This is a genomic window from Pantoea sp. DY-15, assembly GCF_019795935.1.
Taxonomy (GTDB): Bacteria; Pseudomonadota; Gammaproteobacteria; order Enterobacterales; family Enterobacteriaceae; genus Pantoea; species Pantoea leporis.
This window is the reverse complement of the sequence record NZ_JAIMIF010000003.1, coordinates 219,546-245,860: the sequence shown is the minus strand read 5'-3', so window position 1 is coordinate 245,860 and position 26,315 is coordinate 219,546. Positions and strand designations below refer to the sequence as shown.

24 protein-coding genes and 6 tRNA genes are annotated in these 26,315 nt (G+C 53.9%); 19 read left to right on the top strand and 11 right to left on the bottom strand.

What is annotated here, in order from left to right; translation table 11 throughout:
• The first annotated feature begins 36 nt into the window (after positions 1 to 36).
• Entirely contained in the window at positions 37 to 1,026 is a 990-nt protein-coding gene (mgrA, locus tag K5Y32_RS13750; RefSeq protein WP_222184567.1) for an L-glyceraldehyde 3-phosphate reductase, read from the top strand.
• A gap of 159 nt (positions 1,027 to 1,185) precedes the next feature.
• Complete coding sequence (locus K5Y32_RS13745) at positions 1,186 to 1,542, top strand: DUF2502 domain-containing protein (protein WP_101763592.1); 357 nt, start codon at positions 1,186 to 1,188, stop codon at positions 1,540 to 1,542.
• Positions 1,543 to 1,587: 45 nt separating this feature from the next.
• Here the strand turns inward: K5Y32_RS13745 and K5Y32_RS13740 are convergent, their stop codons facing one another.
• On the bottom strand, positions 1,588 to 2,829 hold the full coding sequence (locus tag K5Y32_RS13740; RefSeq protein WP_008101352.1) for an Nramp family divalent metal transporter: 1,242 nt from the start codon (positions 2,827 to 2,829) through the stop codon (positions 1,588 to 1,590).
• A gap of 369 nt (positions 2,830 to 3,198) precedes the next feature.
• On the opposite strand from K5Y32_RS13740, the gene K5Y32_RS13735 reads away from it, so the two are divergent.
• The 4 genes from K5Y32_RS13735 to K5Y32_RS13720 all read left to right on the top strand — a co-directional run bounded on the left by K5Y32_RS13735 (position 3,199) and on the right by K5Y32_RS13720 (position 7,875).
• Entirely contained in the window at positions 3,199 to 4,389 is a 1,191-nt protein-coding gene (locus K5Y32_RS13735; RefSeq protein ID WP_101763591.1) for a NupC/NupG family nucleoside CNT transporter, read from the top strand.
• 192 nt (positions 4,390 to 4,581) lie between these two features.
• Complete coding sequence (locus K5Y32_RS13730) at positions 4,582 to 5,670, top strand: LLM class flavin-dependent oxidoreductase (protein WP_222184565.1); 1,089 nt, start codon at positions 4,582 to 4,584, stop codon at positions 5,668 to 5,670.
• A gap of 5 nt (positions 5,671 to 5,675) precedes the next feature.
• Positions 5,676 to 6,266, top strand: coding sequence for a cysteine dioxygenase (locus K5Y32_RS13725; protein ID WP_137386238.1), 591 nt, complete (start codon positions 5,676 to 5,678; stop codon positions 6,264 to 6,266).
• Positions 6,259 to 7,875, top strand: a complete 1,617-nt coding sequence (locus K5Y32_RS13720) for a rhodanese homology domain-containing protein (RefSeq protein ID WP_222184563.1) — start codon at positions 6,259 to 6,261, stop codon at positions 7,873 to 7,875. Before K5Y32_RS13725 ends, K5Y32_RS13720 begins: the two co-directional genes overlap by 8 nt.
• 137 nt (positions 7,876 to 8,012) lie before the next feature.
• Here the strand turns inward: K5Y32_RS13720 and K5Y32_RS13715 are convergent.
• Both K5Y32_RS13715 and K5Y32_RS13710 read right to left on the bottom strand, forming a co-directional pair.
• Positions 8,013 to 8,088 (bottom strand) — tRNA-Ala (locus K5Y32_RS13715).
• Between the two features lie 42 nt (positions 8,089 to 8,130).
• Positions 8,131 to 8,206, bottom strand: a tRNA-Ala gene (locus tag K5Y32_RS13710).
• Positions 8,207 to 8,567: 361 nt separating this feature from the next.
• Here K5Y32_RS13710 and K5Y32_RS13705 point away from each other — a divergent pair.
• Together K5Y32_RS13705 and K5Y32_RS13700 are read left to right on the top strand one after the other, a co-directional pair.
• The gene (locus K5Y32_RS13705) at positions 8,568 to 9,356 is read left to right on the top strand and encodes a formate/nitrite transporter family protein (RefSeq protein WP_222184561.1); all 789 of its coding nucleotides are present in this window, start codon (positions 8,568 to 8,570) and stop codon (positions 9,354 to 9,356) included.
• A 111-nt stretch (positions 9,357 to 9,467) separates the two neighbouring features.
• Positions 9,468 to 9,821 (top strand): YfeC-like transcriptional regulator, encoded by a 354-nt coding sequence (locus K5Y32_RS13700; protein WP_192411427.1) that lies wholly within the window; start codon positions 9,468 to 9,470, stop codon positions 9,819 to 9,821.
• 35 nt (positions 9,822 to 9,856) lie between these two features.
• On the opposite strand, the gene gltX is transcribed toward K5Y32_RS13700, so the two are convergent.
• On the bottom strand, positions 9,857 to 11,278 hold the full coding sequence (gene gltX / locus K5Y32_RS13695; RefSeq protein ID WP_101763585.1) for a glutamate--tRNA ligase: 1,422 nt from the start codon (positions 11,276 to 11,278) through the stop codon (positions 9,857 to 9,859).
• 273 nt (positions 11,279 to 11,551) lie between these two features.
• On the opposite strand from gltX, the gene K5Y32_RS13690 reads away from it, so the two are divergent.
• The 5 genes from K5Y32_RS13690 to K5Y32_RS13670 all read left to right on the top strand — a co-directional run bounded on the left by K5Y32_RS13690 (position 11,552) and on the right by K5Y32_RS13670 (position 12,438).
• Positions 11,552 to 11,627: transfer RNA gene (locus K5Y32_RS13690), tRNA-Val, on the top strand.
• Between the two features lie 49 nt (positions 11,628 to 11,676).
• Positions 11,677 to 11,752, top strand: a tRNA-Val gene (locus tag K5Y32_RS13685).
• Between the two features lie 41 nt (positions 11,753 to 11,793).
• Positions 11,794 to 11,869, top strand: a tRNA-Val gene (locus K5Y32_RS13680).
• A gap of 4 nt (positions 11,870 to 11,873) precedes the next feature.
• A tRNA-Lys gene (locus tag K5Y32_RS13675) sits at positions 11,874 to 11,949 on the top strand.
• 159 nt (positions 11,950 to 12,108) lie between these two features.
• Positions 12,109 to 12,438: a FlxA-like family protein gene (locus tag K5Y32_RS13670; RefSeq protein ID WP_222184560.1), complete on the top strand. Its 330-nt coding sequence runs from the start codon at positions 12,109 to 12,111 to the stop codon at positions 12,436 to 12,438.
• Here the strand turns inward: K5Y32_RS13670 and K5Y32_RS13665 are convergent.
• Positions 12,435 to 13,355, bottom strand: a complete 921-nt coding sequence (locus K5Y32_RS13665; RefSeq protein ID WP_101763583.1) for a LysR family transcriptional regulator — start codon at positions 13,353 to 13,355, stop codon at positions 12,435 to 12,437. The two genes, K5Y32_RS13670 and K5Y32_RS13665, sit on opposite strands and share 4 nt — an antisense overlap.
• A gap of 101 nt (positions 13,356 to 13,456) precedes the next feature.
• Between K5Y32_RS13665 and K5Y32_RS13660 the strand changes: the two genes are divergently transcribed.
• Positions 13,457 to 14,458, top strand: coding sequence for a bile acid:sodium symporter family protein (locus K5Y32_RS13660; RefSeq protein ID WP_101763582.1), 1,002 nt, complete (start codon positions 13,457 to 13,459; stop codon positions 14,456 to 14,458).
• A 31-nt stretch (positions 14,459 to 14,489) separates the two neighbouring features.
• On the opposite strand, the gene K5Y32_RS13655 is transcribed toward K5Y32_RS13660, so the two are convergent.
• From K5Y32_RS13655 to zipA, 3 genes are all read right to left on the bottom strand, one after another.
• On the bottom strand, positions 14,490 to 14,708 hold the full coding sequence (locus K5Y32_RS13655) for a DUF3820 family protein (RefSeq protein ID WP_101763581.1): 219 nt from the start codon (positions 14,706 to 14,708) through the stop codon (positions 14,490 to 14,492).
• Between the two features lies 1 nt (position 14,709).
• A complete protein-coding gene (gene ligA, locus K5Y32_RS13650; protein WP_222184557.1) occupies positions 14,710 to 16,728 on the bottom strand; it encodes an NAD-dependent DNA ligase LigA in 2,019 nt (672 codons plus the stop codon).
• Positions 16,729 to 16,796: 68 nt separating this feature from the next.
• Complete coding sequence (gene zipA / locus K5Y32_RS13645) at positions 16,797 to 17,765, bottom strand: cell division protein ZipA (RefSeq protein WP_222184555.1); 969 nt, start codon at positions 17,763 to 17,765, stop codon at positions 16,797 to 16,799.
• Between the two features lie 217 nt (positions 17,766 to 17,982).
• Between zipA and cysZ the strand changes: the two genes are divergently transcribed.
• The 5 genes from cysZ (at position 17,983) to crr (ending at position 22,929) form a co-directional block, all read left to right on the top strand.
• Complete coding sequence (gene cysZ / locus K5Y32_RS13640) at positions 17,983 to 18,741, top strand: sulfate transporter CysZ (RefSeq protein ID WP_101763578.1); 759 nt, start codon at positions 17,983 to 17,985, stop codon at positions 18,739 to 18,741.
• A gap of 140 nt (positions 18,742 to 18,881) precedes the next feature.
• Positions 18,882 to 19,853, top strand: coding sequence for a cysteine synthase A (cysK, locus tag K5Y32_RS13635; RefSeq protein WP_222184553.1), 972 nt, complete (start codon positions 18,882 to 18,884; stop codon positions 19,851 to 19,853).
• A 388-nt stretch (positions 19,854 to 20,241) separates the two neighbouring features.
• Entirely contained in the window at positions 20,242 to 20,499 is a 258-nt protein-coding gene (ptsH, locus tag K5Y32_RS13630; protein WP_101763576.1) for a phosphocarrier protein Hpr, read from the top strand.
• 157 nt (positions 20,500 to 20,656) lie between these two features.
• Positions 20,657 to 22,384, top strand: a complete 1,728-nt coding sequence (gene ptsI, locus K5Y32_RS13625; RefSeq protein ID WP_110866519.1) for a phosphoenolpyruvate-protein phosphotransferase PtsI — start codon at positions 20,657 to 20,659, stop codon at positions 22,382 to 22,384.
• Between the two features lie 41 nt (positions 22,385 to 22,425).
• Positions 22,426 to 22,929, top strand: coding sequence for a PTS glucose transporter subunit IIA (gene crr, locus K5Y32_RS13620; RefSeq protein ID WP_008107804.1), 504 nt, complete (start codon positions 22,426 to 22,428; stop codon positions 22,927 to 22,929).
• 228 nt (positions 22,930 to 23,157) lie between these two features.
• Here crr and K5Y32_RS13615 read toward each other — a convergent pair whose 3' ends face one another.
• The 3 genes from K5Y32_RS13615 to cysM all read right to left on the bottom strand — a co-directional run bounded on the left by K5Y32_RS13615 (position 23,158) and on the right by cysM (position 26,254).
• Entirely contained in the window at positions 23,158 to 24,519 is a 1,362-nt protein-coding gene (locus K5Y32_RS13615) for an ATP-binding protein (RefSeq protein ID WP_222184551.1), read from the bottom strand.
• Entirely contained in the window at positions 24,516 to 25,196 is a 681-nt protein-coding gene (locus K5Y32_RS13610) for a response regulator transcription factor (protein WP_008107810.1), read from the bottom strand. The genes K5Y32_RS13615 and K5Y32_RS13610 overlap by 4 nt, the downstream gene beginning before the upstream one ends.
• Before the next feature lie 176 nt (positions 25,197 to 25,372).
• Positions 25,373 to 26,254 carry a cysteine synthase CysM gene (cysM, locus tag K5Y32_RS13605; protein WP_222184549.1) on the bottom strand — a complete coding sequence of 294 codons (882 nt, stop codon included), beginning with the start codon at positions 26,252 to 26,254 and terminating at the stop codon, positions 25,373 to 25,375.
• Positions 26,255 to 26,315 lie beyond the last annotated feature (61 nt).

Below are 26,315 nucleotides of genomic sequence, written 5' to 3'. Positions count from 1 at the left end.
GATGTCACTTTCTCCCCTATGAGACAGGAACGCTGCATGAGTGCTTTTCCCCATCCCGAACGTTATCAACAGATGCAATACCGCCGCAGTGGCCGTAGCGGCCTGAAGTTACCGGCGATTTCACTGGGTTTGTGGCATAACTTTGGCGACAGTACGCGCGTCGATAACAGCCGTGAACTGCTGCGCCATGCCTTTGATCGCGGCATTACCCATTTCGATCTCGCCAATAATTACGGCCCGCCGCCGGGATCGGCGGAATCCAACTTTGGTCGCATTCTGCGCGAGGATTTTCAGGGGCTGCGTGACGAGCTGGTGATTTCAACTAAAGCCGGTTACACCATGTGGGACGGCCCATACGGCGATTGGGGTTCGCGCAAGTATCTGATTTCCAGTCTCGATCAAAGCCTGAAGCGCATGGGATTGGAGTACGTTGATATCTTCTATCATCACCGCCCCGATCCCGAAACGCCGCTGGAAGAGACCATGCGTGGGCTTGATCAGGTGGTGCGTCAGGGCAAAGCGCTGTATGCCGCCATCTCCAACTATCCGGCAGACAAAGCTGCCGAAGCGATTGCGATTCTGCGCGACCTCGGCACGCCTTGCCTGATCCACCAGCCGCGTTATTCGATGTTTGAACGTACGCCTGAGCAGGGTTTACTGGATGTGCTGGGCGACAACGGCGTTGGTTGCATCGCCTTCTCGCCGCTGGCGGGAGGCGTGTTAACCGACCGCTATTTGCAGGGTATTCCACAAGATTCGCGCATCGCCAGCGGCAGTAAGTTCCTGAATGAAAACCAGCTGACGCAAGAGAAGATGGAAAAAGTGCGTCAGCTGCAGGCGATTGCCCAACAGCGCGGCCAGAAGCTGGCGCAGATGGCGCTGAGCTGGGTGCTGCGCGATGCGCGTGTCACCTCGGTGCTGATTGGCGCCAGTAAAACCGCGCAAATTGATGATGCGGTTGAGATGTTGAGCCAGCCGGAACTAAGCCGGGATGAGATCGACGCTATCCACAATATCTTAGTGTAAACGTTTACCTGCCCGGCATTGGTCGGGCGTTTTCCGCAGCAGAAAATTCTCATTTCAGATTTCCCTCAGCGTTTTCAGACTGATTCTCAAGGCTTCCCTGGTCCGATGTGGCAAACTAGCGCAACGGTGGCAGTTATAAGCTACTGAAAAGGAGAAGTTATGAAACGTGCCATTTTGTTTGCCGCCTTGCTGGCAACCTTATCCCCGTTGGCTATCAGCACAGCACAAGCCGACAGCGCCACCATCAATTTGGGTCCGGGCGTTACGCTGCATCTCGGCGATCGCGATCGTCACGGTAATTACTGGGACGGGGGGCGCTGGCGCGAGCCGCGCTGGTGGAACGATCGTTATCAGTACAACGATCATCGCTGGTGGCGTCACGAAGAGTGGAAACGTCATCGCGCCTATGAACGTGAGCGCGAACGCCGCTGGCATGAGCGTGAACGTCGTGAACATCACCGCCACGATCATCGCCATGATGATCGTCGAGGTCACCACGATCACCATCATCACTAAACAAAAAATCCCGCACAATGGCGGGATTTTTCTTTTCTCTGGCAGTTACCAACCGAGCGCTTCGCCGACCAGCAAATAGAGATTGAGGGCGATCACCAGCACCACAATCAGCCGCCCGGCATTTTGCATCAGGCGCGAGTTCACCATCTCATCGCCCATCAATTCGCGGTTGCCGGTAAAGGAGAGCAGCGGAATCAGCGCCAGCGCGATACCAAAACTCAACAGCACCTGACTCATTACCAGAATGCGCGTGGGATCCCAGCCCGCCCAAATTACTATAAAAGAGGGCAACATGGTGATGGTGCGGCGGAACCACAGCGGAATGTGGAAACGGATAAAGCCCTGCATCACCACTTGTCCCGCCAGCGTGCCAACCACGGTTGAGGAGAGACCGGCAGCCACCAGACTCAAACCAAACACAATTGCTGCCGCTTCACCCAACAGCGGTTGCAGCGTTAGGTATGCCTGATCGAGATCGACGATGCTGGAGTGACCGCTAAAGTGAAACGCCGCGGCGGCGGTGGCCATCATCGCCAGATTCACAAAGCCAGCGATGGTCATGGCGATAGCCACATCCAGCTTGGTTGAACTGTAACGTTGCGCCTTGCTGCCTTTATTGCCGTGCTGCGTCAGCGCCGAGTGCAGATAAATCACGTGCGGCATAATGGTGGCGCCTAACACACCAGCAGCGAGGAATACCGCATCCGATGTTGGCAGCGATGGCAGCGCCATGCCAACCACCAGCTCACTCACTTTAGGCTGGGAGAAAAACAGCTCCACAATATAAGCCGCCGCTACAAACAGCAGCAGACCGCCAATCACCAGTTCCAGCGGCTTCTGCCCGCGACTTTGCAGCATCAGAATCAGGTAGGTCGCGATACCGGTTAACACCGCACCCTGCAGCAGGGAAATGCCAAGTAATAGCTTGAAGCCGAGCGCCGCGCCGATAAATTCAGCGAGATCGGTGGCCATGGCGATGATTTCCGCCTGCACCCAATAGAACCACACCGCCGGGCGCGGGAAGCGATCGCGGATGTGTTCTGCAAGATTTTTGCCGGTAGCAATGCCCAGCTTGGCGGACATCAGCTGGATCAGCATCGCCATGACGTTGGCCCACACCACCACCCATAACAGCTTGTAGCCGTAGGCGGCGCCGGCCTGAATGTTGGTCGCGAAGTTGCCGGGATCGATGTAGCCAATCGCCGCAATAAAGGCGGGGCCCAGCAGCGCGAGTTTGATCTTTCTGGCTCCGCGAGCGGCGCGCTCGGCGGTGCGGCTTTCTAGCATAGTTTTACCCTGTCCTAATGCTTGTTGACCTGTCCAGATTAAGGGTCATTCAAGGCAGATGAAATTTGGTTATAGTTATTGTAGTAATAGATGGTGCTATAAAGTATAGCCATTGCTATACATTGCGGTAAAGTCAGTTCTTGCTAAAAACAAGTGCAACGCAAAAGACTCTACTCTTGGGTTATTTTATAGACAATGTTTTTGTGGATATTTCTTGTGATGAATTTGTAATAGGGTTGTGAGCGGTCAGACTTATCTGAGAAAAAACGCGATAGCGAATACTTATAATGTGGTTTTGATCTCGTTTTTAAGTAACGCGTTACATAGAATACGCAACAAAATACAACCCTCCTCAAATTTGGAGCCGACATGTCCCATGTTTTGCATTTTCTTTTAGCACTAGTGGTGGTAGCGGTGCTGGCCTTGCTGGTCAGCCACGATCGTAAAAGCATCCGTCTTCGTTATATCGTTCAACTTCTGGTAATCGAAATTCTGCTGGCCTGGTTCTTCCTGAACTCCTCCATCGGTCTCGGCTTTGTGCAGGGCTTCGCAGGATTCTTTGATCATCTGCTCAAATATGCCGCCGAAGGCACCAACTTCGTGTTTGGCAATATGAGCGAAAAAGGTCTCGCTTTCTTCTTCCTCAACGTGCTTTGCCCCATCATTTTCATCTCTGCGTTAATCGGTATTTTGCAGCATTTCCGCATCTTGCCGTGGGTGATTCGCGGCATTGGTACCGTGCTGTCCAAAGTAAACGGTATGGGCAAACTGGAATCCTTTAACGCCGTGAGCTCTCTGATTTTGGGACAGTCAGAAAACTTCATCGCCTATAAAGATATCCTTGGCAAAATGTCACAGCGCCGTATGTACACCATGGCAGCGACTGCCATGTCGACGGTTTCGATGTCAATTGTCGGCGCCTACATGACCATGCTGCAGCCAAAATATGTGGTGGCCGCGCTGGTATTGAACATGTTCAGCACCTTTATTGTGCTGTCGCTGATTAACCCGTACCGCGTGGATAGCGAAGAAGATCTGCAATTGCAGGACCTGCATAAAGGCCAGAGCTTCTTCGAAATGCTGGGCGAATACATCCTCGCCGGTTTTAAAGTTGCGATGATTGTTGCCGCAATGCTGATTGGTTTTATCGCCTTGATCACCGGTCTGAACGCGCTGTTCGACCTGATTTTCGGCATCAGCTTCCAGGGCGTGCTGGGCTATGTGTTCTATCCATTTGCGTGGGTGATGGGTGTTCCTTCACACGAAGCGCTGCAAGTAGGCAGCATCATGGCCACCAAACTGGTTTCCAACGAATTCGTGGCAATGATGGATCTGCAGAAAATCGCCGGTCAGCTGTCGCCACACTCGGAAGGTATTCTCTCGGTGTTCCTGGTCTCCTTTGCTAACTTCTCCTCAATCGGGATTGTGGCGGGCGCGATTAAAGGTCTGCACGAAGAGCAAGGTAACGTGGTTTCACGCTTCGGCCTGAAACTGCTGTACGGTTCAACGCTGGTGAGCGTGCTGTCAGCCGCTATCGCTGGTCTGGTATTGGCCTTCTGATATACGGGGCGAGCTGCGGCTCGCCCTTCTCTTCTTAATTATTTCCATCGGTTCTAATCCGCGTCGCTTCCGCTTTTCCCCCGCTATCACCCGCTTCACTGTTAAACGCAAAACCTTTGCACAATATTGAATTTCCGTTCACACCGCCTGCGCCCGTAGTTTTTCTCCATGACGTCACTTCAGGAGAACCGCATGAGCATTCAATTCCTTGGCATGATTGGCCACCGCCTCGCTTCCGAAATTATTCCGGCTAGCGGCCCGCTGTTCGATAAAGAGTACATTGCGCGTTTTGCGCGGGCGCACGAAGACGCCGGTTTTGATCGCATTCTGGTGGGCTATTGGTCGGATCAGCCGGATGGTTTTCTGGTCACCGCGCACGCGGCGGCGCACACCTCGACGCTGAAATTTTTGCTGGCGCATCGTCCCGGCTTTGTCTCGCCGACGCTAGCGGCGCGCAAACTGGCTTCGCTTGATCACCTCACCGACGGTCGCTTAGCGGTGCACATCATCAGCGGCGGCAGCGATGCCGAGCAGCGCCGCGACGGTGACTTCCTCAATAAAGCCGAGCGCTATGCGCGTAGCGATGAGTTCCTCACCGTATTGAAGCAGAGTCTCGAATCCGCGCAGCCGTACGATCATCAAGGCCGGTTTTATCAGGCCGAGCAGGCGTTCTCAGCCATCAAACCGCTGCAGAATAAACTGCCCATCTATTTTGGCGGATCGTCGCAGGAGGCGATTGATGTTGCAGCACGCCATGCCGATGTGTTTGCGCTGTGGGGCGAGCCGCTGAAAGGCGCGGAAGAGACGGTACGCAACGTGCGTGTCGCTGCCGCCAGACAGGGCCGCGAAATTAACTTCAACATCTCGTTCCGGCCGATTCTTGGTACAACTGAAAAAGAAGCCTGGGAACGTGCGGAGCACATCCGCGCCACGGCCGAAAAACAGCTTAACGAAAGTGGCTTTGCCTTTGGTAAGGCGAAGCCGCAGAGCGTTGGCGCGCAGCGTTTACTCGCCGCCGCCAATGAAGGCGATCGTCTGGATAAAGTGCTGTGGACCGGCGTCGCAAAACTGGTTCAGGGCGGCTACAACTCCACTGCGCTGGTGGGAACGCCGGAGCAAGTTTCCGATGCACTGCTGGAATATTATCGCCTTGGCATTCATAGCGTTTTGATTCGCGGCTTCGATCCGCTTAACGATGCGGTGGAATATGGTCGCGAGCTGATTCCGCTGACGCGCGCGAAAGTCGATGCGCTCTCCGCCGCCGATAAAAGGAGCGCCTGAAGCCTATGAGCCAGTATCAGCACCAGCGCCTGCGTGATTTTGTCACCAATCTTGCCAACTTGCTGGATGCGCAGCCGGAGGAGGCCACGGTGTTGCAACGTGGCAGCGCGTGGCTTGGCGAGTTGATTCGCCACGACGACTGGCTGGACGACGCCTTTACCCAACCTCATCCCGAACACTATCAACAATATTTGTTGTATGCCGATGCGCAGCAGCGCTTTTCGGTGGTGAGTTTCGTCTGGGGGCCAGGCCAGCAAACGCCGATTCACGACCATCGTGTATGGGGATTGATTGGCATGCTGCGCGGCGCAGAGATTTCACAATCCTGGCAGCCGGGGCCAAACGGATTGCAGCCGGAAGGCGCGCCAGTCCGACTCGATCCCGGCCGCGTTGAAGCGGTGTCGCCGACGGTGGGCGATATTCATCGCGTCAGCAACGCCTATGACGACCGCGTCTCCATCAGCATTCACGTTTATGGCGCCAACATTGGCGCGGTCAAACGCGCGGTCTACCGCGAAGACGGCAGTGAAAAAACGTTTATCTCCGGTTACAGCAACCGTTACTTACCGAACATTTGGGACCTTTCACATGACTAAATCGGTTTTCCCTTTACGCCAGGCGGCGGAAATTATTGAGGCCCTGCGTCAGCAGCAGGAAGTGGCGATTGTCGATGTGCGCGATGAAGCGCTTTTTGCCACCGCGCATCCGTTGTTTGCGGTGAATATTCCACTGTCAAAACTGGAGCTTGAGCTGCTGGACCGCATTCCGCAGCGCACCACCGCGATCACGCTGTATGACGGTAACGAAGGCCTGGCGCAAACCGCTGCCGAACGGATTGCCGCGCTGGGTTACAGCAACGTCGCGCTGCTGGCAGATGATTTGGCCGGCTGGCAAGCGGCGGGCGGCGAACTGTTTATCGACGTGAATTCACCCAGCAAAGCCTTTGGCGAGCTGGTTGAGCATCACAATCACACACCTTCTTTGTCTGCGGACGAGGTGCATCAGCTGATTAACAGCGATGCTAACGTGGTAGTGCTCGATGCGCGTCGTTTCGATGAATATCAAACCATGAGTATTCCAGGCGCCACCAGCGTGCCGGGCGGTGAACTGGTGCTGCGCGTGCGTGACATCGCGCCATCGCCGGAGACCACAGTGATTGTTAACTGCGCCGGTCGCACGCGCAGCATCATTGGCACGCAATCGCTGGTGAACGCCGGGATTCGCAATCCGGTGTTCGCACTGCGTAATGGTACCATCGGCTGGACGCTGGCCGGGCATGCGCTGGATAAAGGCCAGTCGCGCCGCTACGGCGAGGCCAGCGAAACCGCACAGCATCAGGCGGCGAACAATGCGCGCATCATCGCCGATCGCGCCGGTGTGGAACGTATCCCACTCGCCACGCTGAAGCGCTGGCAGCAGGAGACGCGCACCACTTATCTGTTTGATGTGCGTGATGCCGACGAATACGCTGCCGGGCATCTGCCTGGCAGCCGCCATGTGCCGGGAGGTCAACTGGTGCAGGAGACCGATCATTACGCCAGCGTGCGCGGTGCGCGCATCGTGCTGATTGATGATGACGGCGTGCGCGCCAATATGACCGCATCCTGGCTGGCGCAGCTTGGCTGGCAGGTTTCGGTACTGGAGGAGCTGCAGGCCAGTGATTTCAGTGAACGCGGTAACTGGAAAGCGCAGGTGCCGCCCGTCGCTCAACCCGAATTCATCTCACCGCAACAGTTGGCGGAATGGCTGCAGGAAGGACAAACGCAGGTACTGGATTTCACCACGCGCGCGAACCATCTCAACAGCCATATTCCGGGCGCGGCCTGGTTGCTGCGCTCTACCCTGCAGCAGCAAGGCAAAGCATTGTTGCCGGAGGCACGTCGCTATGTTCTGACCTGCGGCAGCAGCCTGCTGGCGGGTTATGCGGTGGAACAAGTGGCTGAGCTGACCGGCAAGCCGGTGTTTGTGCTGGAAGGCGGTAACGCTGCCTGGCGCGGTGCGGGTTTGCCAACGGAGCAAGGAGAGCAGCATTTGCTGTCACCGGCCATCGATCGCTATCGTCGCCCGTATGAAGGCACCGATATTGAAGCGGGCGTGATGCAGGCGTATCTGGACTGGGAATACGGCTTGGTGGCGCAGCTGGATCGCGATGGCACGCACGGTTTCCGGGTGCTGCAGTTGCAGCCGCAGGTAGCAACCGTCTGATAGCGTATTATGTGGGACGTATTGCTCGCGTACAGGTTGGTCGCCATAAATGGCGACCCTACAACGACAAAAATCGCAATTGATTGCGTTGCGTTTAGAGGATGATTTTTTGAATGTGTTCAGAACGAACAGAGATTTGGTGGAGATAAGCGGGATCGAACCGCTGACCTCTTGCATGCCATGCAAGCGCTCTCCCAGCTGAGCTATACCCCCACATCTGGAAATCATTTTTCGGTCAAACCGTTGGGAGCGGTTTGGTGGAGATAAGCGGGATCGAACCGCTGACCTCTTGCATGCCATGCAAGCGCTCTCCCAGCTGAGCTATACCCCCGAACCGAAAAACTGCCGAGTAAACTCGACGGACGGGATAATATGAAACCGCCCCTTGAGTGTCAACGTCAAATTCTCGTTCTGTGTTTGATCGCTGAAAAAGGCGTCAACCCCGCGTCAGCATGGTTTTTTTTCAACACGCCATCCCGCTTCGCGACTATTTATATGCATTATCCAACAATGCTTCCCCACTCCAACCTCAACCCAGCGTTAACTTTAGGTTAAAGATGTTAGAAGCAGTCTTGTTTTCGTTAAAAGTGCGTGTAAAACTTAGCGCGCTAATTAACCGGTCATCCTACCAGGGTGTTCTCTCAATGACCGGCCAGCAACGTCCCCATTAATCCATAAAAGAAAAGTGAACTATGTCGCTGCATACACCTAAAGAGATCGCCCAACTGGCGATTCAAGCTGGCGTGGCTAAAAGCCGCCTGCCTATCTCCACCTTGTTGATTCTTGGCTTTATGGCCGGTGCGTTTATCGCCACTGGCTTCCTGCTCGATCTGCATGTCATTAACCAACTGCCTGCTGAATGGGGTTCATTCGGCGTGCTACTCGGCGCTGCGGTGTTCCCGGTCGGGTTGATCATGACGGTACTGGCGGGCGGCGAGCTGCTGACCGGCAATATGATGACGATGCCCATCGCCTGGTTCGCTCGTCGCATCAGTGGCTTCAGCGTTCTGCGTAACTGGTTTTGGGTTACCCTCGCCAATTTCATTGGCAGCGTTGCGGTTGCATGGTTCTTTGGTCACATGCTGGGCATGACCGAAGGCGATTACCTGAAAAAAACCGTGGCGATTGCGCACGCAAAAGTGAATGCCGATTTCCTGCATGCCTTTATTTCCGGCGTGGGCTGCAACTGGCTGGTGTGTCTGGCGGTGTGGCTCGCCTTCGCCAGTAAAGATGTAGTGGGTAAAATTTTCGGTATGTGGTTCCCGGTGATGGCGTTCGTGGCGATTGGCTTCCAGCACGTCGTCGCAAACATGTTTATTGTTCCGGCGGCAATTTTTGCCGGCCAGATGAGCTGGGCGGAATTTGCGCCAAACGTGATCGCGGTGTTCCTCGGTAACGGCGTGGGCGGTGCAATTTTTGTTGGCCTCACCTATTTCATCGCTTTCCGTCCGGAACAAGCCGCAGTGAGCCAGGCGCAATAACCTAATTTTGCCTTTTGTTGGAGAGCAGAAGGCATTTTCTGTTCAGGTTACTTTTCCCCGTTACGTTTTGTTGTAATATGTAGAACTAATGTATTTAACAGGGACAGCATCGTGAAAAAGGAATGGCTTACCCCCGAGGAGCTCGCGCAGGAAACGGGCTACAGTCGGCAAACGGTGAATAAATGGATCAAGCGTGAAAACTGGACAACCACGCCAAAGCCCGGTGTTCAGGGCGGTAAAGCGCGATTGATCCATATAGATGAGCGCGTAAAGAGCTTTGTTCAATCCACCCGCCACGCGAACGAACCGGCGGCTAATTACGGTGCACAACAAAATACGTTACCTGCGTTATTAATAAATTCTGTCCAGCAAATGACGGCAGCGGAGCAAGAGCAATTTGCGGCGTTGTTGTTGCGGGAGGGAATTCGAGGCGTAATGGAACGTCTGGGGATTCAGGAAGAATAAATAAGCCGGAAGCAGATGCTTCCGGCTTTTTCACATTATGCGTTTGCTTCGCGCTCCGCGATGAATGCCAGCGCTTTTTCGATTCGCGCAACGCTGCGGCTGCGACCAATCGCTTCCACCGTCACATCCAGCGCCGGTGACTGACCAGAACCGGTCACCGCTACACGCAGTGGCATACCGACTTTGCCCATCCCCAGCTCCAGCTCATCTGCCGCAGACTGAATTGCATGATGCACATTCTCTGCGTTCCAGTTGCTGTCGCTGATTGCAGCCAGTTTGTCGCGCACCACTTCCAGCGGCTGACGCGCGACCGGACGCAGATGCTTCTTCGCCGCGTCAGCATCAAAGGCTTCAAACTCTTCATAAAAGTAACGGCAAGATGCCGCGATCTCTACCAGGGTTTTGCAACGCTCGCCCAGCAAGGTAACCAGCTTTGCCAGCTCCGGACCGGTGCGGGTATCAATCTTCTGCTGTTCAATATGCCATTGCAGCTGCGTAGCAACGTACTCCGGCGGCAGCGTATTAATGTAGTGATGATTCAGCCACTGCAGTTTTTCAGTATTGAAAGCACTGGCCGACTTACTCACGGCATCCAGAGTGAACAGCTCTGCCATTTCCGGCACGCTGAAAATCTCCTGATCGCCATGTGACCAGCCAAGACGTACCAGATAGTTGAGCAGCGCTTCCGGCAAATAACCGTCATCACGATACTGCATCACGCCAACAGCGCCATGACGCTTGGACAACTTCTTACTGTCATCGCCGAGGATCATTGATACGTGCGCGTAAGTTGGCACTTCTGCACCGATCGCTTTCAGGATATTGATCTGGCGTGGCGTGTTGTTGATATGGTCTTCACCACGAATCACGTGAGTGATGCCCATATCCCAGTCATCCACCACCACACAGAAGTTATAGGTGGGCGAACCGTCGGTACGGCGAATGATCAGGTCATCCAGTTCCTGATTACTGAATTCAATCGGACCACGAATCTGATCGTCAAAGATGACAGAACCGTCCTGCGGGTTGCGGAAGCGCACCACGCACGGCTCATCAGCGGCGTGATGTTCATGGCTGTCGCGGCAGCGACCGTCATAACGTGGTTTTTCGCCTTTTTCCATCTGCTCTTCACGCAGCGCATCGAGACGTTCTTTGCTGCAGTAGCATTTATAGGCCGTGCCCGCTTCCAGCATGTCGTCGATCACCGCGTTGTAGCGATCAAAACGCTTGGTCTGATAATACGGACCTTCATCCCAGTTAAGGCTCAGCCAGTTCATACCATCCATGATGGCTTCAATGGCTTCCGGTGTGGAACGCTCCAGATCGGTATCTTCGATACGCAGAACGAATTCGCCTTTGTTATGGCGAGCATAAAGCCAGGAGTAAAGAGCAGTACGAGCACCGCCTACGTGCAGATAGCCCGTTGGGCTGGGTGCGAAGCGAGTTTTGATTTTCATTCAGCATTGCCTTAAATGCGCAGGTTTCATTGTCTGGATGACAAAAAAACGGGTTAACGCGAAAAAACAGTGCGCACATTCTAGCAGGTGAGGCTGATTCCTCAATGATTGTCGCGGTGGCATCCCGGTTTGCTGTGCGCTTTTCTGCTAATAAAACCAGCACATTGGCGAAAAGCGCCCCACGATGATTATTTTTAAAGCGAACGCACATTTAAGTTTTAAAAACCGTTGACTCACTTTGAAGGATCCCTATAATGCGACTCCACACAGCGGGGGTGATTAGCTCAGTTGGTAGAGCATCTCCCTTACAAGGAGGGGGTCGGCGGTTCGAGCCCGTCATCACCCACCACTCTTTAGAAGGTTTAAAGATGGCCCGCAGTGAACAAGAGATAAGATATGGGTGATTAGCTCAGTTGGTAGAGCATCTCCCTTACAAGGAGGGGGTCGGCGGTTCGAGCCCGTCATCACCCACCATATCTTAGTCAGATGACACTCTTGTTAAGCAGTACCGAAGTGGGTGATTAGCTCAGTTGGTAGAGCATCTCCCTTACAAGGAGGGGGTCGGCGGTTCGAGCCCGTCATCACCCACCACTTCGGGTCGTTAGCTCAGTTGGTAGAGCAGTTGACTTTTAATCAATTGGTCGCAGGTTCGAATCCTGCACGACCCACCAATGTAGAAAGGCGCCCTAAAGGCGCCTTTTTGCTATGCGTTAAATCTGTGGTTAGCGCCAAATCCTAACAACCCCTTTTCGCAAGTTTAACACTCCCTGCCCTCAAGCCTCCTTATACTCTGACCGATAACGATAATGGTCTATTGCAAGGAGAAAACCATGTCTATATCCAGCGTAGGTAGTGTCAGCACCGCAAGTAGCGGCAGCGGTTCTACCTCAGAAATCGCCAGCCTCTATAAACAGATTCAATCCATCACTAAGCAGCTGAAAGATCTTTCCAGCGACGATACGCTCACCGATGAGCAAAAGTCTGAACAGGAGCAGATGCTGCAATCACAGATTCAAATGATTGAAGCGCAAATCGCGCAGATTGAGCAGCAGCAAGCTGAGAAAGCGCAACAGAAACAGGAAGCACAGCAACCTGCGGCCACCAAAGCTGATGGTATTAACCGCCCAACTGATACCAATCAAATCAACGTGTACGTTTAAAACGCCGGCTTTAGCATGCGTTGTTGCGTCAGCAGGGCTGCCTGCTGGCGCACTTCCTGCCAGATCGCTTCTGCGGCGGGTGTCAGCGAGCGATTTTTGCGCTTTATCAGCATCAGGCTGCGATTAATTTCCGGATAAAGACGCCGCACCGTGAGTTTGCGTCCTGACGGCAACGGCAAGGCCAGCGCAGGCAGAATGCTGATGCCAATTCCCGCTTCCACCATCGGATAAAGCGTAGCGGGATGACCGATTTCCTGCACCACATGCACACTCAACGCCAGCTGTTGCAGCGCGGCATCAACTAACACGCGACTGCCGGAAGCATAATCCTGTAGCACCATATTGCGTCCGGCCAGCATCGACCATTGCGCCTGTTCAATTTGCGCCAGCTCGTCATCTTCATGACACAGCAGTAAAAAAGGCTCCTGCAGAATCTCTTCGCTGTCGAAATCAGTGTCGTTGAGCGGGCCAATTACAATGCCAAAATCAACCTCCGCATTGCGTACGCTTTGCAGCACCCATTGCTGTACGCGGTCATGCAGGATGACGCGGATATCCGGATAGCGCTGCTGGCTGCTGGCCAGGCACTGCGGCATCAGATGGGCAGAAGGCGTTTGGCTGGCGGCAACACGCACCGTGCCGCTGCGCTGTTCGCCATAGCTGCGCACATCCAACACGGTGGTATTGAGGTCGTCCAGCAGACGGTTAAGCCGTGTGGCCAGCTGCTGCCCCGCCTCGGTCAGCATTACTTCCCGCGTAGTGCGATCGAGTAAGCGCACGCCCATTTCCGCTTCCAGCTCTTTAATGCTATGGCTGACCGCCGATTGACTTAAACCAATCGCTTGTCCGGCCAGACTGAAGCTGCCGTGATGCGCCACCGCGACAAAGGTGCGCAACTGACGTAAGGTGTAATTCATCGATATCGCTCATAGATTGATGCAATAAATCAATTTTATTTCTAAACCTAGCAGGCGCACAATCAGCACCATCATTTTTTAAATTTAACCGGATTTTAACAATGGGATTTTTACGCCTCGATCCGATGATGATTAAACTCATCATTACCGTGCTGCTGGCCAGCTTTATTCCTGCCAAAGGCGTCTTTGTCGATATCTTCGAATATCTGACCACCGCCGCCATCGCCCTGCTGTTCTTTATGCATGGCGCCAAACTGTCGCGCGAGAAGATCATTGCCGGCAGCAGCCACTGGCGTTTGCACTTGTGGATTATGTGCAGCACCTTTGTGATTTTCCCGATTATTGGTTTGCTAATTGTCTGGTGGCATCCGGTTAACGTCAGCCCGGAAATCTACACCGGCTTTATCTATCTGTGTATTCTGCCAGCGACCGTGCAATCCTCAATCGCCTTCACCTCAATGGCGGGCGGCAACGTCGCCGCTGCAGTATGTGCGGCTTCAGCCTCCAGCCTGCTCGGCGTATTTGTCTCGCCGCTGCTGGTGAATCTGGTGATGAATGTTCACAGCGAAATGCCGGGCAACGGTCTGGAGCAGATTGGCAAAATCATGCTGCAACTGCTGGTGCCGTTTGTTTTAGGACATCTGTCGCGTCGCTGGATTGGCGCGTGGGTCGAAAAACATCGCAGCCTGATTGGTAAAACCGACCAAACCTCGATTCTGCTGGTGGTTTACTCCGCGTTCAGCGAAGCGGTGGTGAACGGCATCTGGCATCGCGTGGGCGTGGATACCTTGCTGTGGATTCTGGTTGGTAGCGTGCTGGTGCTGTTTATCGCACTGGCGATTAACCTGGCAGCATCGCGCCTGTTTGGTTTCAGCCGTGCGGACGAGATTGTGGTGCTGTTCTGTGGCTCGAAAAAGAGTCTGGCGAACGGTGTGCCGATGGCTAACATCCTGTTCCCGGCCAGTTCCGTGGGGATAATCGTGCTGCCGCTGATGATTTTCCATCAGGTGCAGTTAATGGTGTGTTCTTTCATTGCCCAGCGCTACAAAGCCGGGAATGAAAAACGGCTGGCGCAGCAGCAAGTAGAAGCGCAGAAGTCCTAAATAAAACGGCCCGCAAAAGCGGGCCGTTTTATTATTCATTGCGCTTGAGCGGTTTGATTAAACCTTCCAGCCCTTCGATCTTGATGGTCAGCGTAAGCTGCATCAATTCGCCTAACTTACCGGCCGGGAATTCATCTTTGCGAGCGAACCACAGCAAATACTCCTCCGGCACATCAATCAGCGCTCTGCCCTTGTACTTGCCGAACGGCATCACGGTATTGGCGATTTCAACCAGTTGCTGTTTATCCACATTACGCTCCGAGCAGGCGAATCATTTCCGCTTCGTCGATCACCGGAATGCCGAGCTCCTGCGCTTTCGCCAGCTTGGAACCGGCCGCTTCACCCGCAATCAGCAAATCGGTTTTCTTCGACACGCTACCGCTCACCTTAGCGCCCAACGCTACCAGACGCTCTTTGGCATCATCGCGATTCATCTGCGACAGAGAGCCGGTCAGTACCACGGTTTTACCGGCAAATGGACTATCAATTTCTTCGACATTGACCACTTCAACCTGCGGCCAGTGCACGCCAATCTCTTCAGTAAGATCGCGAATAACGGCGCGGTTGCTCTCTTCATCCATAAAGTTACGCACATGCGTCGCCACCACTTTGCCGACATCTTGTACTTCAATCAGCGCATCGAGATCGGCGTTCATCACCTTTTCCAGCTCGCCAAAGTGATTGGCAAGGTTGGCGGCAGTGGCTTCGCCCACTTCGCGAATACCCAGCGCATAGAGGAAACGTGCCAGCGTGGTGGATTTGGCCTTTTCCAGCGCATCAACCACGTTCTGAGCCGATTTAGGGCCCATGCGATCGAGTCCGGTTAGCTTACCGGCAGTAAGGCGGAACAGATCGGCTGGCGTTAAGACGTACTCTTTCTCGACCAACTGATCGATGATCTTATCACCCATGCCATCGACATCCATCGCACGACGCGAAACGAAATGTTTAAGCGCTTCTTTACGCTGCGCGCCACAAATCAGGCCGCCGGTGCAGCGCGTCACGACTTCACCTTCCACGCGTTCAACGTCTGAACCGCACACCGGGCAATGACTTGGGAAGACGATTTCACGCGTCTCTGCCGGGCGCTCCGATTCCACCACGTTGACCACTTGCGGAATCACGTCACCGGCGCGGCGAATCACCACCTTGTCGCCAATGCGCAAACCCAGTCGGGCAATTTCATCGGCGTTATGCAGCGTGGCATTACTTACCACAACGCCCGCAACCTGAACCGGCTCCAGACGCGCGACGGGCGTAATCGCGCCGGTGCGGCCCACCTGGAATTCGACATCGCGCACGAACGTCATCTGTTCCTGCGCCGGGAATTTAAAGGCCACAGCCCAGCGCGGCGCACGCGCCACAAAGCCGAGCTGCTCCTGCAGCGCCTGAGAATCGACCTTGATAACCACGCCATCGATATCGAAGCCGAGCGACGGGCGCTCCTGCTCAACCTGACGATAAAACGCCAGCACTTCATCGGCGCTGTGTGCCAGGCGAATACGATCGGTGACTGGCAATCCCCACGCCTTAAACTGTTGCAGACGTTGCCAATGGCTGGCAGGCATTTCACCGCCTTCCAGCAGACCAAAGCCGTAGCAGAAGAAGGTCAGTGGACGTTTAGCGGTGATGCGTGGATCGAGCTGGCGCAGTGAACCGGCTGCGGCGTTGCGTGGGTTAGCAAAGACTTTCGCGCCGGTGCGACGCGCTTCTTCATTCAGTTTTTCAAAACCGCTTTCGGTGATAAACACTTCGCCACGCACTTCAACGCGTGCGGGGATGTTATCGCCATGCAGACGCAGCGGAATGGCGTGAATTGTGCGTACATTAGCCGTGATATTCTCGCCGGTGGTGCCATCTCCGCGCGTAGCGGCACGCACCAGCAGGCCATCTTCATACAGCAAGCTCACGGCTAAACCATCCAGCTTGAGTTCGCAGCAATAAGTCAATTCGTCAGTGCTTTTAAGGCGATCCTGCACACGCTTGTTGAAGGCAAGGAAGCCCGCTTCATCAAAGGTGTTGTCCAGCGACAACATCGGCACTTCATGACGTACTTGCTCAAAAGCGGCCAGCGGTGCCGCGCCCACGCGTTGGGTGGGTGAATCAGGCGTAATCAAATCAGGATGTGCGCTTTCCAGCTCGCGCAGCTGAACCATCAATCGGTCATACTCTGCATCCGGAATTTCCGGCGTATCCATCACGTGGTAGAGATATTCGTGGTGACGTAACGTGGTGCGCAGCGCGGTGATCTGCTCCTGAACCGATTTCATAGTCTCTTATCCGATAAAAAACCCCCGACAGGCGGGGGTTATATTTGTTTTGGCTCAGCTAACGGCGATTAACCGATAACTTCGCGAATACGCGTTTTGTAGGTTTCCAGCTTCTGTGGCGTCATCATGCGACGCTCATCATCCAGCACCACGCCGCCCACATCATCGGCGATACGCTGCGCGGATTGCAGCATCAGCTTGAAGTTCTGATTCGCATCGCCGTACGACGGCACCATCATAAAGATGGAAATGCCTGGCGTAGAGAAATTCCCCATTTGATCAGGATCGAATGAACCCGGTTTCACCATGTTCGCCAAGCTAAACAGCACCGGACCGCTGCCGGCTGGACTGAGATGGCGATGGAAAATGTTCATTTCACCGAACTGGAATCCGGCCTGCAGGATGCCCTGCAACAGCGCTTCACCGTTCAGTTCGCCGCCCGCGTGTGCAGCAACATGCAGCACTAATACGGCTTCTTTTTTACTGCCCGGCGCAGCAGCCTTTGGCTGTGGCGCTTCCGGTTGATGCGCAGCTGGCGCTTCAGGTTCCAATTCTGGCTCTTCTGCCGCCAGGAATTCAGGCGCAGGCTGCGTTGCGGAAAGCGGTTCGTTATCCAGCAATGGATCGGCCTGAATCGGTTGTGGTGCAGGCGCTGGCGTTGGCTTCGCCACTGGCGCTTGCGGCTTACGCACCTCCGGCTCATCATCCAGCAGCGGGTCACCTAATAACGGGTCAGCCTGACGTGATGCCGGTTGACGCACAGATTCAGACGCACGCGGTGCGCTGGCTGGACGCGCAGTGAATTCAGGTTCTTCATCCGCATCACGCTGACGACGTACACGGACTTCGCCGACGCCATCATCTTCTTCGCTCAGCAGATCTTCATCGGCTTCTTCGCGCTGTTTCAGACGTTTGTGCGGGCGATCACGAAACACGGAGGAGCGCTCTTTACGGCTGGTCCACAGTCCATGAAGTAGCAGCGCTATTATGGCGATCGCGCCAACAACGATTAATATCAGACGCAAATCCTGCATCATTGTATTCTCTGTTGTTCCAATACCTTGCCACCACGGCAAACTTTATCCTCTAACTGTATTTGCCCAGCTAAACAAGTGCAAGTCTGTGCAGTATTTTCTGACAAATTAGATAGCTGCCCCACGGTTTTTTGCTGTTTTTTCGCGCAAACACTGCCTGGAGCCGACAAAAAGCTAGGTTATGATGGTCGCGCCGCTATATTTAGGAGAAAGGCTCGCTATGCCCGCAGGAAATTCGGTCTCAACATTTAATGGTGTTCACTACTTCGCTGAAGGATGGAAATTGGTGCGCCTGCCCGGCATTCGTCGCTATGTCATCATGCCGCTACTGATCAACATCGTGCTTCTTGGCGGTGCCTTTATCTGGTTGTTTCAGCGCTTGGGTCAGTGGATCCCGGCTTTAATGTCACATATCCCTGACTGGCTGCAGTGGCTGAGTTATCTGCTGTGGCCGCTCTCAGTGATTTCGATTGTGTTGGTATTCAGTTACTTCTTTTCGACTCTGGCAAATTTGATTGCCGCGCCCTTCTGTGGCTTGCTCGCCGAGCAGCTTGAAGGGCGATTGACCGGAACGCCATTACCAGATAGCGGTTGGGTGGGCCTGATAAAAGACATACCGCGCATCATGAAGCGAGAGTTTCAGAAGCTCGGCTACTATTTGCCGCGTGCGCTTGGTTTGCTGTTGCTGCACTTTATCCCCGGCTTTGGACAAACGGTGGCGCCCGTTCTATGGTTTTTATTCAGTGCGTGGATGCTGTCCGTGCAGTATTGCGACTACCCATTTGATAACCACAAAGTGAGTTTCCAGCAGATGCGCCAGGCGTTGCGCCAGCACAAAAGCGCAAATATGCAATTTGGTGCGCTGGTTAGCCTGTTCACCATGATCCCGATTATCAATCTGGCGATTCTGCCGGTTGCGGTATGCGGTGCAACGGCCATGTGGGTGGATCGTTATCATGCACAACATGCGCGCCGCTAAAGCTTTAAATCGTCTTATGCATTTTTGCGTAAGGCTTATGGTTGTGCGCTATATAGATATGCGATTTCTTTCCTTCCGCACATCATTAGAAAAGGTATGCTCTGAGGGTTCCCAATATTTCATACAGTTAAGGACGAGCTATGAGTAAGATCTATGAAGACAACTCTCTGACAATTGGTCATACGCCGCTGGTTCGACTGAACCGCATCGGTAACGGCCGCATTCTGGCTAAGGTCGAGTCGCGCAACCCGAGCTTCAGCATCAAATGCCGTATCGGTGCCAATATGATTTGGGACGCGGAAAAACGCGGTATTTTGAAGCCGGGCGTTGAGCTGGTTGAACCAACCAGCGGTAACACCGGTATTGCGCTGGCTTACGTCGCCGCAGCGCGCGGTTACAAGCTGACGCTAACCATGCCAGAAACCATGTCAATTGAGCGCCGCAAACTCCTGAAAGCGCTGGGAGCTAACCTGGTGCTAACCGAAGGTCCTAAAGGCATGAAAGGTGCCATCGCGAAGGCGGAAGAGATTGTCGCCAGCGATCCGGACAAATATGTGCTGTTGCAGCAGTTCAGCAACCCAGCCAACCCGGAGATCCACGAAAAAACCACCGGTCCAGAAATTTGGGAAGACACCGACGGCGAAGTAGACGTGTTTATTGCGGGCGTGGGCACCGGCGGTACGCTGACAGGCGTGAGCCGCTACATCAAGAATACTAAAGGCAAAAAAGAGTTGATTACCGTTGCCGTTGAGCCAACCGATTCACCGGTTATTGCTCAGGCACTGGCGGGCGAAGAGATCAAACCAGGCCCACATAAAATCCAGGGCATCGGTGCCGGCTTCATTCCTGGCAACCTTGATCTGGAATTGATCGACCGCGTAGTGGCGATAACCAATGAAGAAGCCATTAGCACCGCCCGTAAGCTGATGGAAGAAGAAGGTATTTTAGCAGGTATCTCTTCAGGTGCTGCCGTTGCTGCCGCGCTGAAGCTGCAAGAAGATGAAGCCTTCGCCAACAAGAACATCGTGGTGATTCTGCCCTCCTCCGGCGAACGTTATTTAAGTACCGCGCTGTTTGCCGATCTCTTCACTGAGAAAGAACTTCAGCAGTGATGCTGAAAGTCTGAAACTGACGAAAAAAGCACCCGAATGGGTGCTTTTTTGTGGTGCAGATCTCACTTTTATCACCAGACAGATTGCTTTCAGTGATGCGGCTCTGGTATTTAAGCTTCCAATTATTTCGGTGCCTGAAATTAATCTGCCTTTGAAGTGGATCAAGCTGAATCGATTTACTGATTTGGCGAAACGGCGAATCACGGCATAATGATAAGAGTGACGCATTCGTGCAGTTTTTGATCTGTCACTGTTAATGACGTACTCATTCGAGCGCATTTTATGGTGAGCTTAAAGCCATACCAGCGCACCTACACAGGCTAAAGTTACGGCTCCAGGCTAGACTTTAGATCCATAACACCAAACCTGATAAAGTTGGGGAAATAGAATGTTCCAGCAAGAAGTTACCATTACCGCACCTAACGGCCTTCATACTCGTCCTGCAGCCCAGTTCGTCAAAGAAGCTAAGGCTTTTAAGTCAGAAATCAATGTGACCTCTAATGGCAAATCTGCCAGCGCGAAAAGCCTGTTTAAACTGCAGACTTTGGGTCTGACTCAAGGTACGGTTGTTACGCTGTCTGCTGAAGGTGAAGACGAGCAGCAAGCGGTTGAGCACCTGGTCAAGCTGATGGCTGAGCTGGAGTAACCGGCTCAGTTCGCAACTAAACCGACCCCTTTGCCCCATTGAGTGCAAATATCTTGATCGCGGACAATCTGTCCGCGTTATTGCATCTTTAGAGTACTGCTCCGCGACAGTGGCGACGCATCGGGTCAATGAGCCATCGTGATTAAAAGGTAGGGTTATGATTTCAGGCATTTTAGCATCACCGGGTATCGCTTTCGGCAACGCACTTTTGCTGAAGGAAGATGAGATCGTCATCAGCCGTAAAAAAATTACTGACGATCAGGTTGAGCAGGAAGTTCAGCGCTTCCTTGATGGACGCAGCAAAGCTGCTTCACAGCTCGAAGCCATTCGCATTAAAGCCGGTGAAACCTTCGGTGAAGAGAAAGCGGCGATCTTTGAAGGTCACATCATGCTGCTCGAAGACGAAGAGCTTGAGCAGGAAATCATCGACCTCATCAAGAAAGACCATGCTACCGCGGACGCCGCTGCTCACACCGTGATTGAAGGCCAGGCCGTTGCACTGGAAGAGCTGGATGACGAATACCTGAAAGAGCGTGCGGCTGACGTACGTGATATTGGTAAGCGTCTGCTGCAGAACATTCTCGGTCTGCACATTGTCGACCTGAGTGCGATTGCTGACGAATCTATTCTGGTGGCGAAAGATTTAACGCCGTCAGAAACCGCACAGCTGAACCTGAAAAAGGTGCTGGGCTTTATTACCGATCTGGGTGGGCGTACATCTCACACCTCGATCATGGCGCGTTCGCTTGAGCTGCCTGCGATTGTCGGCACCGGCAACGTGACTGCCACCGTGAAAAACGGTGATTTCCTGATCATTGATGGCGTGAACAACAAAATTTACGTCAATCCAACTGATGACGTGCAGGAAGAACTGAAAGCAATTCAGACTCAATATCTGTCTGAAAAGCATGAACTGGCGAAACTGAAAGATCTGCCAGCCATTACGCTGGACGGCCATCAGGTTGAAGTCTGCGCTAACATCGGTACCGTGCGTGATGTTGCCGGTGCTGAACGCAACGGTGCGGAAGGTGTTGGCCTGTATCGTACCGAGTTCCTGTTTATGGACCGTGATTCACTGCCAACCGAAGAAGAACAATTCCAGGCGTATAAAGCCGTGGCTGAAGCCGTGGGTTCGCAGGCGGTTATCGTGCGTACCATGGACATCGGCGGCGACAAAGATCTGCCTTACATGAACCTGCCGAAAGAAGACAACCCGTTCCTCGGCTGGCGCGCGATTCGTATCGCCATGGACCGTAAAGAGATTCTGCATGCGCAGCTGCGCGCGATTCTGCGTGCATCCTCATTCGGTAAACTGCGCATCATGTTCCCAATGATCATTTCAGTAGAAGAAGTTCGCATTCTGAAAGGCGAACTGGAGCTGTTGAAAGCGCAACTGCGTGAAGAAGGCAAATCCTTTGATGAGACCATCGAAGTCGGCATCATGGTTGAAACGCCAGCATCCGCAGTGATTGCTCGCCATCTGGCGAAAGAAGTCGACTTCTTTAGTATTGGGACAAATGACCTGACGCAGTATACTCTGGCGGTCGATCGTGGTAATGATTTGATTTCACACCTCTATAACCCAATGACGCCGTCTGTTCTTGGCCTCATCAAGCAAGTGATCGACGCATCACATGCCGAAGGGAAATGGACCGGCATGTGTGGTGAGCTGGCTGGTGATGAACGTGCTACACTACTGTTACTGGGAATGGGGCTGGACGAATTCAGCATGAGCGCCATTTCAATCCCAAGCATCAAGAAAATCATTCGTAATACTAATTTCGAAGATGCGAAGGCATTGGCGGAGCAGGCTCTGGATCAACCAACAGCGGATGATTTGATGAATTTGGTCAACAAGTTCATTAAAGAAAAAACGCTCTGCTGATCCACGGACGCTAGCCTCAAATTACTGCTTAGGAGAAGATCATGGGTTTGTTTTCTAAACTTTTTGGCGAAAAATCAGAGAGCGCGTCAGGCACTATTGATATCGTTGCGCCTCTGTCAGGCGAAATCGTAAATATCGAAGACGTACCTGATGTGGTATTCGCTGAGAAAATCGTGGGTGACGGTATCGCAATCAAACCAACCGGCAACAAAATGGTTGCACCGGTTGATGGTACTATCGGCAAGATTTTCGAAACTAACCACGCATTTTCAATCGAGTCTGATAACGGTATCGAACTGTTTGTTCACTTCGGTATCGACACGGTTGAGCTCAAAGGTGAAGGTTTCAAACGCATCGCTGAAGAAGGCCAGAAGGTTAAGAAAGGCGACGTGGTGATCGAGTTTGATCTGGCACTGCTGGAAGAGAAAGCGAAATCAACGCTGACGCCGGTTGTAATCTCGAACATGGACGAGATTAAAGACCTGATCAAACTCTCCGGTCAGGTAACTGTGGGCGAGACTCCGGTTATCCGCATTAAAAAGTAAGCTTCGGCTGATTCGTGAGAATTGCAAAACGGCACCCAAAGGGTGCCGTTTTTTGTTTCAGTCTGCCCTACTCTTGCATCTCTCAACGCGCACAATGCGGGAAGAGGTCGGGACGACGGGGCAGAGGAGTAAAGCGTCTCGCGCCAGGGAAGGCGCGAGCCGAGGCCCAGGGACGGTTTATGCCGTCTTTACGATCTGCCCCGTTGTCCTGACCGGCTGCACTAAGCCTTATTCCTGCTTCCAGCGCGGTAACCTTAACGTTAACTCCAGACCACCTTCCGGGCGATTTACCGCCTGAACTTCACCGTGATGCGCCAGAATCACCTTACGCACAATCGATAGCCCCAAACCGTAGCCTTTGCCCATCAGCGGAGAATTAACCCGTACAAAAGGATCGAAGATGCTCGAAAGCTTCTCATCGTCCACGCCCGGCCCTTGATCGCGCACGCTAATTGCCAGCCACTGATTTTCCGCCTGCAGCCGCACGTTGATGTGCTGCCCTTTGTGCGAGAATCGCAGCGCATTGCGCAGCACATTCTCCACACCACGACGAATCAGTTCCGCATTGCCGTGAACGGTGTAATCGGCATTCTCATCCACCTGAAAATCGACAATCACGCCGGGAATCTGCGCTTCGTAGCGCACATCGGTCACCACCGCATGCAGCAGGCCGGTAAGGTCGAAATATTGTTCCCCAGGCATACTTTCGTGCTCAGCGCGCGAAAGCGTCAGCAGCTCGCCAATCATCTTGTCGAGGCGTCGGGCTTCCTCATCAATGCGATTGAGCGAGGATTCGACGGATTCCGGCGTCTGCCGTGCCAGGCCGGTCGCCAGCTGCAAGCGCGCCAGCGGTGAACGCAGCTCGTGGGAGATATCATGCAGCAACTCCTCACGCGCTTTCACCAGCGTATCGAGGCGCTCCACCATCGCATCAAAATCCTGCGCAACGTTCGAGAGCTCATCATGGCGTTTACGCATCACCGGATAGAGCCGTACCGACAAATCACCGCTGGAGACGCGCGCAAAGCCCTCACGCAGCTGACGCATTGGTCGCGTCAGGTTCCACGCCAGCAGCAGGCTAAACAGCAGCCCCAATGCGCCAGCGAAGGTAAACATCGGTTCGGGGATATTCAGGATGCGGCGCGGGCGGCCGCCGCCCATTGAGCTGTCTTCGCGCAAGCCTTTAACGTCGTAACGCAGCTCGTACTGTTTGCCATCCTGCCCTTGCACCCAGCGCACAATCACATCAGGAAACGGTCCCTGAAAGGGTTCGTTGATGCTTTCTGGCGGCGCATTGTTAGGCGTCGCGGCGGGCTTTTCGTGCTGGATCACCGAGAAGAATTGCCGATCGTTCGGTTCCCAGTCAGCCATCATGTCATCAAGCGAGCTGGGACCACCGCGCTCCAGCACTGAAACCGCTGACGCCATTTGCAGATTAACGATACGCCGAATCGCCACCAGCTCTGGCGGCTCATGTCGATTACCGGAGAGCGTAAAGCCAAGCCACAACAGTTGGCTGATGATGACAAACACAATCCAGAAGCCCAGCAAAATTTTCCAGAACATGCGGCCGCGATAGCTGTGTTTCATCGAATGCGATAACCAATACTGCGCACAGTTTCAATGTTGACGCTGTCGGCAGTTAACGCTGCCAGCTTTTGACGGATGTTGCTGATATGCACATCAACGCTACGATCGTAAGCTTCGCGCGGACGACCAAGGCCTTTTTCCGACAGCTCATCTTTCGACACCACGCGATCCGGCGCACGCAGCAGCAGATCCAGCAAGTTAAACTCTGAAGCCGTCAGATCGAACGCTTTGCCCTGCCACTCGGTGATACGCGTGGCGGGATTGAGGCTGAGATCGCCCCAGCGCAGCAACTCTTTCTTATCCGGCAGCGGAGTCTGATCTTCAAAGCGACGCAGCACGGCACGCAGACGGGCCACCAGTTCACGCGGATAGCACGGTTTCGGCATGTAATCATCCGCACCCATTTCCAGGCCGATCACCCGATCAATATTGTCGCCTTTCGCCGTCAGCATAATCACCGGTAACCGGCTGTTCTGCCGCACCTGGCGCAATACATCGATACCGCTCATATCAGGCAGCATGATGTCGAGAATCATTGCGGTATAGTTGCCCGATAACGCGCCTTCCACACCGGCGCTACCGGTTAAAACCAGTTGTGTTTCAAAACCTTCAGCAATCAGGTATTGGCTCAACATGGTGCCAAGTTCTACATCATCATCAACCAGCAGAATTTTCATCGTTATCTCTCGTGTAAATTGCCGCTATTTTGTCCTGAGTCCACAACGAACGCAGCCGGTTTTACGCGATCCTTACGTTGCTTACGTCAGACGATTATTACGAAGACTATAGACAAAAATGGCCTGGACGCACCATCACAGTACGCGCAGGCCAGTTCATCGGCGGGAAAGTGGGATCAGTGGAAAACGCCGGTGGAGAGATAGCGGTCGCCACGATCGCACACAATCGCCACCACCACGCTGCCTGGCTGCGCCGTGGCGATACGCAATGCGCCCGCCACCGCGCCGCCAGAGCTGACGCCACAGAAGATCCCTTCACGCTGCGCCAGCGCTCGCATGGTCTCTTCCGCCTCGCGCTGCGCCATATCAATCACCTCATCCACTAACTCCGGACGGAAAATGCCGGGCAGATAGGCTTCAGGCCAGCGACGTATACCGGGAATGCTGCTACCCTCTTGTGGCTGCAGGCCAATTATTTGCACCGCCGGCGCGAACTCTTTCAGGTAACGTCCAACGCCGGTAATGGTGCCAGTGGTGCCCATGCTGGAGACAAAATGCGTCATGCGGCCAGCGCTTTGCTGCCAGATTTCCGGGCCCGTGGTGAGATAGTGGCCCAGCGGATTATCGGGATTGTTGAACTGATCCAGCACGCGTCCTTCGCCGCGGTCGGCCATCGCCTGCGCCCAATCGCGTGCCCCTTCCATGCCCTGATCGCGCGATACCAGCAGCAATTCAGCGCCGTAGGCGCGCATCGCATCCTGGCGTTCCTGGCTCATGTTATCGGGCATCAGCAGGCGCAGCTTGTAGCCCTTCATCGCGGCGATCATCGCCAGCGCAATGCCGGTGTTGCCACTGGTGGCTTCAATTAAGGTATCGCCCGGTTTGATGTCACCGCGCAACTCCGCCTGATGAATCATCGACCAGGCCGCACGGTCTTTGACGGAACCGGCTGGATTGTTGCCTTCCAGCTTTAGCCAGATCTCGCTGCCGTTATCAGGCGTCAGGCGCTGCAACTTTATCAACGGCGTATTGCCGATGGTATTTTCCAGTGTGGTCACGGTTTAATTCCAGACGAAAGAGGGGCAAATAAAACGGGCGGGAAAGCCCCGCCCGAAGGAG

Coding starts and splice junctions, on each gene's coding strand:
- mgrA (WP_222184567.1), top strand. CDS start 37: ATGAGTGCTTTTCCCCATCCCGAACGTTATCAACAGATGCAATACCGC.
- gltX (WP_101763585.1), bottom strand. CDS start 11,278: ATGAAAATCAAAACTCGCTTCGCACCCAGCCCAACGGGCTATCTGCAC.
- K5Y32_RS13725 (WP_137386238.1), top strand. CDS start 5,676: ATGAGCCAGTATCAGCACCAGCGCCTGCGTGATTTTGTCACCAATCTT.
- K5Y32_RS13670 (WP_222184560.1), top strand. CDS start 12,109: ATGTCTATATCCAGCGTAGGTAGTGTCAGCACCGCAAGTAGCGGCAGC.
- crr (WP_008107804.1), top strand. CDS start 22,426: ATGGGTTTGTTTTCTAAACTTTTTGGCGAAAAATCAGAGAGCGCGTCA.
- K5Y32_RS13740 (WP_008101352.1), bottom strand. CDS start 2,829: ATGCTAGAAAGCCGCACCGCCGAGCGCGCCGCTCGCGGAGCCAGAAAG.
- K5Y32_RS13720 (WP_222184563.1), top strand. CDS start 6,259: ATGACTAAATCGGTTTTCCCTTTACGCCAGGCGGCGGAAATTATTGAG.
- ptsI (WP_110866519.1), top strand. CDS start 20,657: ATGATTTCAGGCATTTTAGCATCACCGGGTATCGCTTTCGGCAACGCA.
- K5Y32_RS13730 (WP_222184565.1), top strand. CDS start 4,582: ATGAGCATTCAATTCCTTGGCATGATTGGCCACCGCCTCGCTTCCGAA.
- cysZ (WP_101763578.1), top strand. CDS start 17,983: ATGCCCGCAGGAAATTCGGTCTCAACATTTAATGGTGTTCACTACTTC.
- K5Y32_RS13660 (WP_101763582.1), top strand. CDS start 13,457: ATGGGATTTTTACGCCTCGATCCGATGATGATTAAACTCATCATTACC.
- ligA (WP_222184557.1), bottom strand. CDS start 16,728: ATGAAATCGGTTCAGGAGCAGATCACCGCGCTGCGCACCACGTTACGT.
- K5Y32_RS13705 (WP_222184561.1), top strand. CDS start 8,568: ATGTCGCTGCATACACCTAAAGAGATCGCCCAACTGGCGATTCAAGCT.
- ptsH (WP_101763576.1), top strand. CDS start 20,242: ATGTTCCAGCAAGAAGTTACCATTACCGCACCTAACGGCCTTCATACT.
- K5Y32_RS13745 (WP_101763592.1), top strand. CDS start 1,186: ATGAAACGTGCCATTTTGTTTGCCGCCTTGCTGGCAACCTTATCCCCG.
- K5Y32_RS13665 (WP_101763583.1), bottom strand. CDS start 13,355: ATGAATTACACCTTACGTCAGTTGCGCACCTTTGTCGCGGTGGCGCAT.
- zipA (WP_222184555.1), bottom strand. CDS start 17,765: ATGATGCAGGATTTGCGTCTGATATTAATCGTTGTTGGCGCGATCGCC.
- cysK (WP_222184553.1), top strand. CDS start 18,882: ATGAGTAAGATCTATGAAGACAACTCTCTGACAATTGGTCATACGCCG.
- K5Y32_RS13615 (WP_222184551.1), bottom strand. CDS start 24,519: ATGAAACACAGCTATCGCGGCCGCATGTTCTGGAAAATTTTGCTGGGC.
- K5Y32_RS13610 (WP_008107810.1), bottom strand. CDS start 25,196: ATGAAAATTCTGCTGGTTGATGATGATGTAGAACTTGGCACCATGTTG.
- K5Y32_RS13735 (WP_101763591.1), top strand. CDS start 3,199: ATGTCCCATGTTTTGCATTTTCTTTTAGCACTAGTGGTGGTAGCGGTG.